The 15,782-nt window shown below is 73.6% G+C and carries 5 protein-coding genes; all 5 read right to left on the reverse strand.

Features of this window, described 5'->3' with window-relative positions; genetic code table 11:
• The coding region (locus ABZ135_RS30620; protein WP_356700224.1) for a type I polyketide synthase at positions 1–2,679 on the reverse strand (2,679 nt) is incomplete at its 3' end.
• A 210-nt stretch (positions 2,680–2,889) separates the two neighbouring features.
• Entirely contained in the window at positions 2,890–12,570 is a 9,681-nt protein-coding gene (locus tag ABZ135_RS30625) for an SDR family NAD(P)-dependent oxidoreductase (protein WP_356700226.1), read from the reverse strand.
• A 392-nt stretch (positions 12,571–12,962) separates the two neighbouring features.
• Entirely contained in the window at positions 12,963–13,187 is a 225-nt protein-coding gene (locus tag ABZ135_RS30630; protein ID WP_356700313.1) for a hypothetical protein, read from the reverse strand.
• Between the two features lie 167 nt (positions 13,188–13,354).
• Positions 13,355–13,954, reverse strand: coding sequence for an RNA polymerase sigma factor (locus ABZ135_RS30635; RefSeq protein WP_356700228.1), 600 nt, complete (start codon positions 13,952–13,954; stop codon positions 13,355–13,357).
• Positions 13,955–14,240: 286 nt separating this feature from the next.
• Complete coding sequence (locus tag ABZ135_RS30640) at positions 14,241–15,770, reverse strand: FAD-dependent oxidoreductase (protein ID WP_356700229.1); 1,530 nt, start codon at positions 15,768–15,770, stop codon at positions 14,241–14,243.
• Positions 15,771–15,782 lie beyond the last annotated feature (12 nt).

Genomic DNA, 15,782 nt, shown 5'->3' on the forward strand with positions numbered 1-15,782 from the left:
GTGGGGGGTGGTGCCGTGGGTCCAGGCGTGTGCGGTGGATTCGATGAAGTGGTGGAGGCTGCCGGCGTTGCGGTGGAGGGTGGGGACGACGGCGCCGGTGCTGTCGAGCGACTCCAGCGTCTCCGTGATGCCGGTGGCGAGGACGGGGTGGGCGCTGACTTCGATGAAGAGGGTGTCGGGGGTGGCGAGTTGGGTGATGGTGTCGGCGAGGCGGACTTTGCTGCGGAGGTTGCGGAACCAGTAGTCGGCGTCGAGTTGGGTGGTGTCGAGGGCTTCGCCGGTGACGGTGGAGTGGAAGGCGATGCGGCCGGGGCGCGGGGTGATGTCGCGCAGGTCGTGGGCGAGGGTGTCGCGGATTTCGTCGACGTGGGGGGAGTGGGAGGCGTAGTCGACGGGGATGCGTCGGGCCCATATGCCGTTGGTTTCGCAGTGGGTGAGGAGTTCGTCGAGGGCGTGGGGGTGGCCGGCGACGACGGTGGAGGAGGGGCCGTTGACGGCGGCGACGGAGATCTTCCCCGGCCAGGAAGTGAGAAGTTCCTCCGCCTCAGCTTCGGGGAGGCTGAGCCAGGCCATTCCGCCGCCTCCGGACAGGACGCGGAGTGCGCGGGAGCGGAGGGCGACGACGCGGGCTCCGTCTTCGAGGCTGAGGCCGCCTGCGACGACGGCTGCGGCGATTTCTCCTTGGGAGTGTCCGACGACGGCGGTGGGTGTGATGCCGCTGGTCTGCCAGAGTGCGGCGAGGCCGAGCATCATGGCCCAGGACGCGGGCTGGACGACGTCGACGCGGTCGAATCCAGGTGCGTCGTTCCCGCCGCGGAGTACGGCGGTGAGGGACCAGTCGACGTAGGGGGCGAGGGCGGTCTCGCATTCGGCGATGACGCGGGCGAACTCGGGGGAGGTGTCGAGGAGTTCGGTGGCCATGCCGGCCCACTGGGAACCCTGCCCCGGGAACACGAACACCGCACGGGAAGAGGACACCCCATGCCGGCCCTCGGCCTCGCCGGAGGCCAGCGCGTCCAGGCCGGCGAGCAGCCCGTCGCGCCCGTCGGTACCGGGCACGACGGCCCTCGACTCGAAGGCGGACCGGCCGGTGGCCAGGGAGTACGCCACATCGGCCGGGCGGAGCTCGGGCCGCTCCCGTACATACGCCGCCAACTGGCCCGCAGCCTCGGCCAGCGCACCGGCGGAACGCGCCGACACCACCCACGGCAGGGTGCTGCCGTCCAGGCGGCCGGCGTCGTCGGGCGCCGTGGCGTCCTCGACCGACGGCTCGATGGGGGCTTCCGCCAGGATGACGTGGGCGTTGGTGCCGCTGATGCCGAAGGAGGAGACTCCGGCCCGGCGGACGCGGTCGTCGCCGGAGGGCCAGGGGCGCGGCTCGGTCAGAATCTCGACGCCCCCCGATGCCCAGTCCACGAGCTCGCTGGGCTTGGTGACGTTGAGCGTGGCGGGAAGTTCGCCGTTGCGCAGCGCCATGACCATCTTGATGACGCCGCCGACACCGGCGGCCGCCTGCGCGTGCCCGAGGTTGGACTTCAGCGAGCCGAGCAGCAGCGGCCGGCCATCGCGCTCGCTGCCGTAGGTGGCGAGCAGGGCCTGCGCCTCGATCGGGTCGCCCAGGACCGTCCCCGTACCGTGGGCCTCGACGGCGTCGACCCCCGAGAACGACACCCCCGCGTCTTCGACGGCGGCGCGGATGACCCGCTCCTGAGCGGGCCCGCTGGGTGCGGTGAGCCCGTTGGACGCGCCGTCCTGGTTGACCGCCGTGCCGGCGACCACGGCGAGGACCTGGTGTCCGAGGCGTCGTGCGTCGGAGAGCCGTTCCACGACGAGGACGCCCACGCCCTCGGCCCAGGCGGTGCCGTCGGCGTCCGCCGAGAAGGACTTGCAGCGTCCGTCTTCTGCGAGTCCGCGCTGGCGCGAGAACTCCACGAAGATGCCGGGTGTCGACATGATGGTGACGCCACCGGCCAGGGCGAGGGAGCATTCACCGGATCGCAGAGCCCGCACCGCCAGATGCAGGGCGACCAGGGACGACGAGCACGCGGTGTCCACGGTCAGGGCCGGTCCCTGCAACCCGAGCGTGTAGGCGACGCGACCCGAGGCCACGCTCGTCGTCGTGCCGGTCAGGCCGAACCCGGCGGCGCCCGCGTCCGCCTCGCCCAGCCGCGGACCGTACTCCTGGGCGATCGCACCCAGGAAGACGCCCGTCGACGTCCCGTGCAGGGATTTCGGCGTGATGCCGGCTCGCTCCAGGGCCTCCCAGGACACTTCGAGGAGCAGACGCTGCTGCGGGTCCATCGCCAGGGCCTCGCGCGGCGAGATCCCGAAGAAGGCGGGATCGAACTCGGCCGCTTCGTGGAGGAATCCGCCGTTGCGGACATACGTCGTGCCGGAGTGGTCCGGGTCGGGGTGGTAGAGGCCGTCGAGGTCCCAGCCACGATCGGCCGGGAAGCCCGAGATCACGTCCCGCTGCTCGGCGACCACGCGCCACAGTGCCTCGGGCGAGTCCACCCCGCCCGGGAAGCGGCAGCCGATGCCGACGATCACGATCGGATCGTCGTTGCCCGCCTCCCGTTCGCCCGCCTCCAGCTCACGGACCCGCTGACGGGACTGGTGGAGGTCGACGGTGAGTCGCTTGAGGTAGTCGACGAGTTTGTCGTTGTCCGTTGTCGTCATGGTGGAGATGCCCCCCGAAGGCGTCGTGAAGTCGTGCGCGGGCGCGGCCCGGGCGCGGCTGCCCGGGGGACGTACCCGAAGGACGTCCCCCAGGGGCCGCGCGCAGTGCACCGGCTGAGCTGTGAGCTGTGAGCTGTGACCTGTGAGCAGATGAGTTGAGGAGAGTGGGCGGAAGGAGGGAAGGGAGGTCCGGCGGCGCGGGCCCGTGGCTCAGAGTTCGGCGTCGATGAAGGCGAGGAGTTCGTCGACCGAGGCCGACTGGACCCGTGCGCTCAGATCGTCGTCGGCACCGTCGCTACCACCGTCACGGCCCGCGTCCCCGCTGCCGGCGCCGTCGCCGATGTCGGACCGGGTCCGCTGAGCCGGTACCCGGGCCACGAGTGCCTGGAGCCTTTGGACGATCTCGACCCTGAGTTCGTCCTGAGTGTCCCCCGGCAGCCCGGCGAGGGTCGCTTCCAGCCGGTCGAGTTCGACCAGGGCGGATGAGGTCCTCGCGTCGGCCGAGTCGGCGGAGTCGGCGGAGTCGACGGACTCCGCTTCCGCCGGGGCCAGTTCGGTGTTCAGGTGGGCCACGACCGCCTGCGGGGTCGGGTAGTTGAAGAGGAAGGTGGCAGGCAGTCGCAGACCGGCGCTGGTCTGCAGCCTGTTACGCAGTTCCACGAGCGTGAGCGAGTCGCAGCCCAGGTCCTTGAAGGACCGGTCGGCGGGAAGGCCGGCCGCCGACGACCGACCGAGCACGGCGGCGGTCTGCACCCGGACGAGGTCCAGCAGCAGTTCCTCCCGCTCGGCCGGGCTCAGCACGGCGAGCCGGTCGCGCAGAGTCTCGGTCGTCGAAGCGGCGGCGGTGGCGGTGGCGGTGGCCGGGTCCTGGGCCGGTCGCGGTGCGGCCGGGGCCAGATCCCGTAGAACGGCGGGAAGCTGGGAACCGAGCGCGCCCAGTGCGGCCCGGTCGATGGGTGCGGGCACGAGCACGGCGGTGTCCCGGCGCAGCGCGGCGTCGAGCAGGGCCAGGCCCTCGGCCCGGTCGATGGGGGCGAGGCCGGTCCTGGCGATGCGCACCCGGTCCGCTTCGGACAGCGCGCCCGCCATTCCGGCGGCCCCCGGCCGCCCGGCGGTGTCCGCCCACATCCCCCAGGCCAGCGAGAGCCCCGGCAGGTGCCGCGCCCTGCGGTGCTGGGCCAGGGCGTCCAGGTAGGCGTTGGCCGCGGCGTAGTTGCCCTGGCCGGCGCCGCCGATGACACCCATGACGGAGGAGAAGAGGACGAAGGCGGCGAGGTCCTGATTGGCCGTCAGTTCGTGCAGGTTCCGGGCGGCCGTGGCCTTCGCGGCGAGCACCGTGTCGAGGCGCTCGGGGGTGAGCGCGGTGATCACACCGTCGTCGAGCACACCCGCGGCGTGCACGACGGCGGTGAGCCGTACCCCGGTCAGCAGCTCCGCGAGCGCGTCGCGGTCGGCGGTGTCACACGCGGCCAGCGTGACCCTCGCCCCCAACGCGTCCAGCTCGGCGGCCAGTTCGGCGGCACCGGGCGCGTCGGCACCGCGCCGGCTGACGAGCAGCAGCCGCCGGGCGCCGTGCTCGCTCACCAGATGGCGTGCGACCAGTCCGCCGAGGGCGCCGGTGGCCCCGGTGACCAGGACCGTGCCGTCCGGGTCGAGGGCGGGAGGCAGCGTGAGGACGACCTTCCCGACGTGCCGGGCCTGGCTGACGTACCGGAACGCCTCCGGTGCCCGGCGGACGTCCCACGTGCGCAGCGGCAGCGGGCTGAGCGCCCCCGACGACAGCAACCGCAGGACGGCCGTGAGCATCTCGGCGATCCGCTCGGTCGGCTCCTGGAGCAGGTCGAAGAAGCGGTAGTCCACACCGGGGTGGTCGGCCGCGACCAGCGCCGGGTCCCGGAGATCGGTCTTGCCCATCTCCACGAAGCGGCCGCCGCGCGGCAGCAGCCGCAGGGAGGCGTCCACGAACTCACCGGCGAGGGAGTTCAGGACGACGTCCATGCCGCGGTCTCCGGTGGCCGCGCCGAACGCGGTCTCGAAGTCCAGCGTGCGGGACGACGCCAGGTGCGCTCCGCCCAGACCGAGGGCGCCCAGCGCCTCCCATTTGCCGGGGCCCGCCGTGCCGTAGACCTCGGCGCCGAGATGCCGCGCCAACTGGACGGCGGCCATGCCGACACCGCCCGCCGCCGCGTGGATCAGGACGCGCTCGCCGGCGGTCAGGCCGGCGAGGTCGACCAGGGCGTGGTAGGCGGTGAGGAACACGATGGGCGCGGACGCGGCCTGGGCGTATGTCCAGTCCGCGGGCATCACGGCGACCCGCCGGTGGTCGGTGACCGCCACCGGGCCGAACGCCCCGGAGAACAGGCCCATGACCCGGTCGCCGACGGCGAGACCGGTGACGCCCGGCCCGACCTCGGTGACCACACCGGCCCCTTCGAGGCCCAGCAGGCCGGGATCGCCCGGGTACAGGCCGAGGGTGTTCAGGACGTCGCGGAAGTTGACGCCCGCGGCGCGGACGGCGACGCGTATCTCGCCGTCGCCCAGCGGGGCGAGGGCCTCAGGGCAGGGTTCGAGCGCCAGGTGGTCCAGCGTTCCGCGGTCGCGTACGGCGAGTCGCCAGGCCGATGCTCCGGCCGGGGGCACCAGCGTGCCGTCCGCCGTCGCCCGGACGAGCCTCGGCACGAGCAACCCCGCCTCGCGGACGGCGAGTTGCGGCTCGTCGCCGACCAGCGGCAGTGCGGTACGGCAGTCGGTGGCCGACTCCACGTCGAGGAGCCCCACCCGGCCCGGGTTCTCGGTCTGCGCCGAGCGGGCCAGACCCCATACGGCCGCGCCGTCGGGATCCACGTCGGCGTCCGGTGCCGTGGCCACCGCCGCACGGGTGACGAGCACCAGCCGTGAGTCGGCGAGCCGGTCGTCGGCCAGCCACTCCTGGAGCAGCGCGAGCGCCCGGTGCACGGCCGGCCGGCCGTCGCCCGTCGCCGGGCCGTCCCCGAGGCTCCCGAGCTCTCCAGGAGCCCCGCTCCGCCCGAGGTCCGCGAGCGGTGCCAGGACCGCGGCGGGAGCGGGAAGCCCCGCGTCGAGAGCGCGGCCCAGGTCCGCGAGATCGTCGTACCGCGGGCCCACGCCCAGGTCGGCGGAGCCGAGGGTGGCGACCGCGGGCATGCTCGTCTCCGCGCCCGGGCCCGCGCCCGTGCCCGTGCCCGTACGCGTGTCCGTACCCGCACCCGTGTCCGCGCCCGCACCCGTGTCCGCGCCCGTACGCGTGTCCGCACCCGTGTCCGGGCCCGTACCCAGGGCCGGCTTCCAGTCCAGGCGGTGCAGCGACCGAGGCACGGCCGCGTCGTCGCTCACCGGGCGCAGGACCAGCTCCTCGACCTCGGCGATCACCGCCCGGGACTCGTCCAGGAGGGTCAGCGACACCGCGTCCGGTCCGGTGGCGGCGAGGAGGACCCGCGCGGCGCGGGCGCCGGGCTGGTGGACGGTCACGCCGCGCCAGGAGAAGGGCAGCAGACGCCGGTCGCCGTCGCCCAGCGCGGCCAGCACGATCGGGTGCAGGGCCGCGTCGAGCAGCGCCGGGTGCAGCCCGTAGGAGGCCGCGTCGGTGACGGACGACGGCAGGGCGACCTCGGCGAGCAGGTCCGCGCCCTGCCGCCACGCCGCGCGCAGGCCCTGGAAGACCGGGCCGTATGCGTAGCCCGCGGCGGCCAGCTCGTCGTAGCAGCCCTCGACGGCCAGGGGTTCGGCGTCGGCGCCGAGACGGCCCGCGGTGGAGGTGGAGGTGGAGGTGGGGGTCGCTCCGTCGTGCGGGGCGAGGGCGCCGGTGGCGTGCAGGGTCCACGGCTCGGCGGCCCCGTCCGGCGTCTCGGTGCGCGCGTGCACGGTCAGTGCCCGCTGACCGTCGTCGCCCGGGGCGGCCACGACGACCTGCACCTCGGTGCGGCCGTCCGCCGGGATCACCAGCGGAGCGAGCAGCGTGAGTTCGGCGACCCGGGGCGTGCCGGTCTGCGCGCCGGCGTGGGCGGCGAGTTCGAGGAAGGCGGTGCCGGGCAGCAGCACCGAGCCGAGGACGGCGTGGTCGGCGAGCCAGGGGTGGGTACGGCGGCCGAGCCGGGCGGTCAGCACGACCTGACCGGATTCGGCGAGCTCGACGGCGGGGCCGAGCAGCGGGTGGCCGGCCGCCCCCTCCGTACCGCGCGCGGTCAGCCAGTAGCGCTCCCGCTGGAAGGCGTACGTGGGCAGGCCGGGCCTCCGCCCGGGGCCGAACACGGCGGTCCAGTCCGGGCCGCGGCCGCGGACGTGGAGGGCGCCGAGCGCGGCGGACAGGGAGCGTCGCTCGGACCGGCCACGGCGCAGGACGGGCACGAAGACCGACGCGTCGTCGTCCAGACAGTCCTGTCCCAGGGCCGACAGCACACCGTCGGGGCCCAGTTCGAGGAAGGTCCGGATCCCGAGCTCGTGGAGCGCGGTCAGACCGTCGGACATCCGCACCTCGCGGCGCACCTGCCGGACCCAGTAGTCGGCGGTGACCTCGACCGGGCGGCCGGTGACGGTGGACACCATGGTGATACGCGGCTCCGCGTACCGGATGCCCTCGGTCACGGCGGCGAACGCGTCCAGCATCCCGTCCATGCGGTGGGAGTGGAAGGCGTGACTGACGACCAGCCGGCGGGTCTTGCGGCCGTCGGCGGCGAACACGGCGGCGACCTCTTCGACGGCCTCGACGTCACCGGAGACGACGACGGCCAGGGGGCCGTTGACGGCGGCGATGCTCAGCTCGTGCTCGCGTCCTTCCAGCAGCGCGCGGACCTCGTCCTGTGATGCCTGGACGGCCATCATCGCGCCGCCGGGCGGCAGGGCCTGCATGAGCCGGCCGCGCGCCGTGACCAGGGCGCAGGCGTCCGGCAGGCTCAGGATCCCGGCGACATGGGCGGCGGCGAACTCGCCGATGGAATGGCCCAGTACGGCGTCCGGAGCCAGTCCACGGTGTTCGAGCAGCCGGAACAGCGCGACCTGGAGGGCGAAGAGGGCACTCTGGGTGTTCTCGGTCCGGTCGAGCGCCTCGGCGTCGTGGAACATCACCTCGCGGATCGGCGGCGAGCCGGGCACGGAGGCGCGACAGGCGTCGAGCTCCCGGCACACCGCGTCCAGAGCGGCGGAGAAGACGGGCTCGGACGCGTACAACTCACGCCCCATGCCGACGCGTTGGCTGCCCTGCCCGGTGAAGAGGTAGGCGAGCCCGTCGTCCGGGCGTGCCGTGCCGACGGTGAGCGCGGCGTGCGGTTCCCCGTGGCCGAGCGCGGTCAGCGCCGCCACGGCCTCCGCGCGGTCCTCGGCGACGACGGCCGCGCGATGGTCGAGCGCGGCCCGGGTGGTGGCCAGGGCACGACCGAGCTCACGGTCGGACACCTCGGGGCCGAGGGCGTCCAGCGCGCCGAGGAGCGCGGTGGCCTGGGCGCGAAGCGCCGGTTCCGTACGGCCGGACAGCACCCACACGGGCGTGGAACCGTCGCCGGACGGCGTGGCATCCTGGGCTGCCGGACCGGCCGGTGCCTCGGCGAGGATGACGTGGGCGTTGGTGCCGCTGATGCCGAAGGAGGAGACTCCTGCCCGGCGGACGCGGTCGTCGCCGGCCGGCCAGGGGCGTGGCTCGGTCAGGATCTCGACGCCTCCCGATGCCCAGTCCACGAGCTCGCTGGGCTTGGTGACGTTGAGGGTGGCGGGCAGTTCCCCGTTGCGCAGGGCCATGACCATTTTGATGACGCCACCGACCCCGGCGGCCGCTTGGGCGTGCCCGAGGTTGGATTTGAGCGACCCGAGCAGCAGCGGTCGGTCGCCGCGTTCCCTGCCGTAGGTGGCGAGCAGTGCCTGTGCCTCGATCGGGTCACCCAGCACGGTGCCGGTGCCATGTGCCTCGACGGCGTCGACTCCGGCGAACGACACGCCGGCGTCTTCGACGGCGGCGCGGATGACCCGCTCCTGGGCCGGTCCGCTGGGTGCGGTCAGTCCGTTGGACGCGCCGTCCTGGTTGACGGCGGTGCCGGCGACCACGGCGAGGACCTGGTGTCCGAGGCGTCGTGCGTCGGAGAGCCGTTCCACGACGAGGACGCCCACGCCTTCGGCCCAGGCGGTGCCGTCGGCGTCCGCCGAGAAGGACTTGCAGCGTCCGTCCTCCGCGAGCCCGCGCTGACGCGAGAACTCCACGAAGATGCCGGGTGTCGACATGATGGTGACGCCACCGGCCAAGGCCAGTGAGCATTCACCGGACCGCAGAGCCCGCACCGCCAGATGCAGGGCTACCAGGGACGACGAGCACGCGGTGTCCACGGTCAGGGCCGGTCCCTGCAACCCGAGCGTGTAGGCGACGCGACCCGAGGCCACGCTCGTCGTCGTGCCGGTCAGGCCGAATCCGGCGGCGCCCGCGCCCGCCTCGCCCAGCCGCGGCCCGTACTCCTGGGCCATGATTCCGGCGAACACCCCGGTCTGGCTGCCCCTCAGGGAATCGGGCGCGATGCCCGCCCGCTCCAGGGCCTCCCAGCACACTTCCAGGAAGGCGCGCTGCTGCGGGTCCATCGCCAGCGCCTCGCGCGGTGAGATCCCGAACAGCTCGGCGTCGAACTCGGCTGCCCCGTCGAGGAATCCACCGTTGCGTACATAAGTGGTGCCCACATGGGCCGGGTCGGGGTGGTAGAGGCCGTCGAGGTCCCAGCCACGGTCGGCGGGGAAACCGGAGATCACGTCCCGCTGCTCGGCGACCACGCGCCACAGCGCCTCGGGCGAGTCCACCCCGCCCGGGAAGCGGCATCCCATGCCGACGATCACGACGGGGTCGTCCTGCTCGGCGCGGGCCTCGGGGGCCGTCGCGTCCTGCTGTGTGTCGGCGAGCAGCGCGGCCAGCGCGGCGGGGCTCGGGTGGTCGTAGACGACCGTGGTGGGCAGCTTGCGCCCGGTGGCGGCGACGAGCCGGTTGCGCAGCATGACGACCATGGCCGAGTCGATGCCCAGCTCCTTGAACGTCCGCCGGGGCTCGATCTCGGCGGCGGAGTCGTAGCCGAGCACGGCGGCGGTGTGCGCCCGCACGAGCTCCAGGGCGGCCGGGCCGCTCAGCGACCGGCTCGGCCCGAGGCCGGGGTCGACACCGAGCCCGAGGCCGTCCCCTTCCGGCTCCGGAAGAACCGCGGTCTGCGCGGCCGACACCGCCTCCGTCGGGGCGACATGCGGCGGCAGGGCGGGTGACGGTACGGCCTCGGGCTGTGCGGTGATCCAGTGGCGGCGGCGCTGGAAGGCGTACGTCGGCAGTGCGACGCGGCGGCCGGTGCCGGCCGGCAGGACGGCGGACCAGTCCACCTCCGCGCCGTGGCAGAACGCCTCGCCGAACGCCAGCAGCAGCCGCTGCCGGCCGCCCTCGTCGCGGCGCAGCGTGCCCAGGGCGGCGACCGGCAGGTCCGCGGCCTCGGCGGTCTGCTGCACGGCGAGGGCGAGCACGGGGTGCGGGCTCATCTCGATGAACAGCTCGTGTCCCGCGTCGAGCAGCGCCCGTACGGCCGGCTCGAACCGCACCGGTTCCCGCAGGTTGCGGTACCAGTAGTCGACGTCGAGCTCGGAGCCGTCCAGCGCCGTCGCCGTCACCGTGGAGTGCAGCGGCACGCTTCCGGCGCGCGGCGTGATCCCGGCGAGCTCCGCCGGCAGCGTGTCCCGTACGGCGTCGACGTGCGGGCTGTGGGAGGCGTAGGCGACCGGGACGCGGCGGGTGCGGACGTCCGCGCCGTACCGGGCGGCGAGCGCGTCCAGGTCGGCGCCGTCACCGGCCACCACCGTCATGCCGGGGGAGTTGACGGCGGCCACGCTCAGTCGTGGGAAGGCGGCGAGGTCCGCGCGCACCCGGTCGGCGGGCAGCGACACGGTGAGCATGCCGCCGCCGCGCCCGGCGAGCGTGCCGAGGGCGGCGCTGCGTACGGCGATCAGCCGGGCCGCGTCGTCGAGGGTGAGGGCGCCGGAGACCGTCGCGGCGGCGATCTCGCCCTGCGAGTGGCCGACGACGGCGGCCGGTTCGACGCCCGCCGCCCGCCACAGGGCGGCGAGGCCGACCATCACGGCCCAGAGGGCGGGCTGCACGACGTCGTCGCGGTCGAGGGCGGGCGCGCCGGAGCGGCCGCGCAGCACGTCGGTCAGCGACCAGTCGCGGTACGGGCGCAGGGCGCGCTCGCAGTCCTCGACGACCCGGGCGAAGACGGGGGCGCTGTCGAGGAGTTCCGCGGCCATGCCGGCCCACTGCGAGCCCTGGCCGGGGAAGACGAACACGGCCTTGCGGACGGCCTGGTGGCTGCTGCCCTCGACCGCGGTCCGGGCGACCCGGCCCTCGGCGATCGCGTCCAGGGCGGTCAGGAGGTCGTCGCGGTCGGCGCCGACGATGACGGCCCGGTGGCTGAAGGCGGTGCGGTCGTGCGCGAGGGCCCGGGCGACGTCGGCGGCATCGAGGTCCGGGTGGGTGGCCAGGTTCTCGCGCAGCCGGGCGGCCTGGGCGCGCAGCGCCTTCTCCCCGCGCCCCGACACCACCCAGGCGACGGCGTCGGACGGGCCGGATTCCACGGGGCGTTCCGCATTTTCCCCGGCCGGCTCCGCGGCCCCGGCGGTGGTGTTTCCCGTCCACTCGCCGAGCACCATATGACAGTTCGTACCGCCCATTCCCACGGATGTCACGCCGGCCATCAGCGGGCCGTCGGGATTCGGCCATGGCTGGGTTTCGGTGACGGCGGCGATCCGCAGATCGTGGAAAGGAATCTGGGGATTGGGGGTGCGGTAGTTCAGGGTCGGGACGAGTTTCCGCTCTTTGATGCAGAGAATCGTCTTGATGAGCCCGGCAATTCCGGCGGCGCCTTCGAGGTGGCCTATGTTGGTCTTGACCGTGCCGAGACCGAGGGGATTCTCATCGGTGCGCGAGGAGGCGAACACGGCGCCCACGGCCGAGGCTTCTATGGGGTCGCCGAGCCTGGTTCCCGAACCGTGGATCTCGACATACTGCGCTTGTTTCACCGGTATTCGCGCGTTTTCCCAGGCTTGGCGTATGACGCGTTCCTGGGCTTTTCCGTCGGGAGTGGGAAGGGTCTCGCTCGCGCCGTCGCTGCCGACGGCCCCGCCGTGCAGGACGCAGTGGATGCGGTCGCCGTCGGCCAGGGCCCGGCTGAGGAGCTTGAGCGCCACCACACCGCCGCCCTCGCCCCGGACGTAGCCGTTCGCGCGGGCGTCGAGCGCGAAGCACCGGCTGTCGGGGGAGAGGCTGCCGAAGGCCGCCAGGGCGTGGGTGCTCTCGGGCGCGAGGTTGAGGTTGACACCGCCCGCCAGGGCCACGACGGACTCGTCGCGGCGGAGGCTCTCGCAGGCGAGGTGCACCGCGACCAGCGACGACGACTGCGCGGTGTCGACCACCATGCTGGGGCCGCGCAGGCCCAAGGCGTAGGAGACCCGGTTGGCGATGATGCCGCGGTGCAGGCCGGTCACGGTGTGCGCGGAGGTGGCGGCGGGGCCGGCGGCGTGGGTGAGGGCCGCGTAGTCGTCGGCGATCGCGCCGACGAAGACGCCGGTGGCGGTGCCGGCGAGGGTGGCCGGGACGATGCCGGCGTCCTCCAGCGCCTCCCAGGCCAGCTCCAGGACGAGCCGCTGCTGCGGGTCCGTCGCGGCGGCTTCGCGCGGAGAGATTCCGAAGAACTCGGCATCGAAGGTGTCGACCCGGGGAAGAAAACCGCCGGGGCGCGGAGAGCCATCGGCTAAGGAGGCGAGGTGGGCGCGATCCGCGGGCGGTTCGGCTATGGCGTCACGGCCGTTGCTGAGGAGGTCCCAGAATTCGGCGACGCTCTCCCCACCGGGAAAGCGACAGGAAAGTCCGACGACGGCCACGGTCCGGTCGTCCGGGTCGATGAGGTTTTTCGGGCCGCTCGGGCCGCTCCGGTCGTCGAGCCGATCGGTTCTCTGCTCAGGCTGCCCTGACGGCGATTCTGCTGCCTGAATCCGGGCATGGCGGATCATGGTTTTCTTGCTCCCCCCGTGAAGCACAACCAACGGCGCGACCGACTCGGCGGTCCAGCCTGATTCGATTCGGACCCTAGCATCGAGTCGGCGCTCCGTAAACCAATGGCCACGGCACGGAGTTGCTATGCGGAAATGAATATTCCGGGTAACCGGGGAGTAGTGTCGACGGTCCGCGTCGCCGTCCTGTCAATGCCGCGGAAACGGCCCGCTCCCCGCGGCGCTCGCCGCCGCGGGGACCGGGCCGCGCCGCGGATCGCGATTCAGGCCGCCGTGTCCGCCTTGGTGAGCGTGCAGACGCCGTCCACGCACTGCCGCTCCAGACGGCCGCGCGAGATGGTCTGCACCAGGCCGACCATCCAGCAGGTGGGGCAGCCCCGGAAGGCGATCAGGGCCAGCGGCGCCGCCAGCAGGGTGGCGGGGCCGGCCACCGGCACCATGGCGATCGAGCCGATGATCAGCCCGAAACCGATGGCGCCGCGCGCCAGATGGCGCGGGACCGACTTGCTGGCGAAGTTCGGCGCCGAGGCCGGGGCCGACGCGGAGCGGGGCGCCGGGGACGGTGCTTGGGCCGGCGCCTGGGCCGGCGCCGACGTGGGCGCCGTGGACGGCGCGGTGATGAGGTCTTTCGTGCTTGGGGCGGGCTTCACGATGTTCACGGTCGTGGGTCTCCTCCGGCTGGTGGGTCGATGGCTCGGTCGGGCGTCTGGTCGGGGACCGCCAGCGCGTCCCGCAGGGCGGCCCGCGCGCGGTGCAGCCGCGACTTCATCGCGGCGTTGCTCAGGCCGAGCGCGTGGGCGACGGTCCGGCCCGGCAGCCCCTGGACGTCCCGCATGACGAGCACCTGTCGCTGCTCCCGGGGCAGGGCGCTGACCGCGGCCGCGATCCGCTCCACCTCCAGCCTGTGCAGCACCGCGTCCTCGGCGGACGGTTCGGCGGACGCCTCCGGCCCGGCCGTCGTCTCGTCGTTCCGCGAGACGAGCAGCCGGACCTGCCGGAGGCACTCGTTGCGCACGATCCGGAACATCCACGAGGCGAGCGCGCCGGTCGCCCGCAAGGTGCCGATCTTCCGGTACAGGATGATCAGCGCCTCCTGCGCCGCGTCCTCCGCGTCCTGCGGCGAGGCGCACAGCGATATGGCGAACTTGCGCACATGAGGCTGCGATTCCATGACGACGGTGGTGAGCGACGTGACGTCGCCGTCCTGAGCGGCCTTGATCAGGCGCTCGTCAGGCCAGGGGAAACGTGGGTTCATGTGCTACTCATACCGGGAAGGCGCCCCGCGCGCAGGCGCCGCTCAGCCGCGGCTCTTGTTGTAGCGCCGCATCAGGTGCCAGCTACACGCGCCCACGAGCAGGACTCCCACGACGACGAGGGCAGTGACCATTGCTGTTTCCTCCCGGTTCCGCCGGCCCGTTCGGCCGGTACGCACATAAGAGGCGGGCGGGTTCGGAAAGGATTCGCCTCCGGGAGAAAAAATTTCGGAACCGGCCCCCGGCGCCCGGCCGGCGGGGGCCGGGGCCCTCGGTCGCCCGGCCCCGTCAGGAGGACTCGGGGAGGGGGCGGGGTTCGAGCGGGCGGACGGCGGGCCCCTGGAGCACGCTGCCGTCGGGGGCGAACCGCGAGCCGTGGCAGGGGCATTCCCAGGCCCGCTCGGCGTCGTTGAAGTGCACCAGGCACCCCAGGTGCGTGCAGCGCGCCGAGACGGAGTGGGGCGTCCCCTGCTCGTCCCGGTAGACCGCGCAGCGCCGCCCGCCGACCCGTACGACGGCCCCCGTCCCCGGCGGGATCTGCTCGACGTCGTCCACGTGGGAGGAGGCGAGCCGGTCCCCGACGAAGTGCTTGAGCACCGAGCCCTGGAGCTTGAGCAGGGAGGTCGCCTCACGCATGTGGAGGCGCCGCGGGTCGTACAGCGCGGACCACGGCAGCTCCTCGCCCGCGATGTGCGCCGCGAGCAGACGGCCGGCCATGACACCGTTGCTCATGCCCCAGCCGCCGAAACCGGTCGCCACGTGGACATGCCGCGAGCCCGGGTGGAAGCGCCCGACGAACGGCACCTTGTCCGTGGTCGAGTTGTCCTGGGCCGCCCACCGGTGCGTGATGCGCGCCTCGGGGAAGTGCTCCGAGGTCCAGGCGGCGAGCCGCTCGTAGCGCGCGCTCACGTCGCCGTCGCCCGGAGTGAAGCTCTCGCCGGTGACGATGAGCAGCCGCCGCCCCTCGCCGTACGGGGCGGTGCGCACGGAACGGGTGTTCCGCTCGTGCGTCAGATACGTCCCGGCGGGGGCGCGGCCGGCGGGCAGGTCCGCCGCGACGACGAGTTCCCGGCGGGGTTCGAGCCGGGAGAACAGCAGCGCCCGGTCGAAGACGGGGTAGTGCGTGGCCACGACGACATCCCGGGCGACGATCTCGGCGCCCTGCTCGGTGGTGAGCCGGCAGGGCTCGCCCTCGTCCAGCGAGACGACCCGCGTGCGTTCGCGGACGATGCCGCCCCGCTCGACGAGGTCGGCGACCAGGGCGAGCAGGTACTTCCGCGGATGGAACTGTGCCTGCCCCTCCACCCGTACCGCGCCGGCGACCGGGAACGGCAGCTCCGTGTCCTCGACGAAGGAGGCCGTCAGGCCCGCCTCGCGCGCCGCGTCGGCCTCCTCCCGCAGCTCGTCCACGCCGTCCGGCCGTTCCGTGTAGAAATGGCTCGGCGCGGACTCCAGCTCGCAGTCGATCCCGAGCTCCGCCGCCACCCGGCCCACATGGTCGACGGCCTCCTGCTGGGAGCGCGCGTACAGCCGGGCGCCCTCGGCGCCGAGCGACGCGCGCAGCCGTGCGTAGACCAGGCCGTGCTGGACCGAGAGCTTCGCGGTGGTGTATCCGGTCACACCCGCCGCGACGCGGTCCGCTTCCAGGAGCGCGACGCGCCGCCCCCGGCGGGCCAGCTCCCAGGCGACGCAGATGCCGGCGACACCCGCGCCGACGACGGCGACGTCGACCTCCAGGTCACCGGTCGGGCCGGGATACGCGGTCCCCGGTGCGCTCTCCATCCAGTACGACTCGTAGGTGCCGGGCTGAGCTGTCATGTCAGTGCCTCC

The sequence above is a fragment of the Streptomyces sp. NPDC006339 genome (assembly GCF_040612775.1).
In the GTDB taxonomy this organism is placed as follows: domain Bacteria; phylum Actinomycetota; class Actinomycetes; order Streptomycetales; family Streptomycetaceae; genus Streptomyces.

Coding starts and splice junctions, on each gene's coding strand:
- ABZ135_RS30635 (WP_356700228.1), bottom strand. CDS start 13,954: ATGAACCCACGTTTCCCCTGGCCTGACGAGCGCCTGATCAAGGCCGCT.
- ABZ135_RS30640 (WP_356700229.1), bottom strand. CDS start 15,770: ATGACAGCTCAGCCCGGCACCTACGAGTCGTACTGGATGGAGAGCGCA.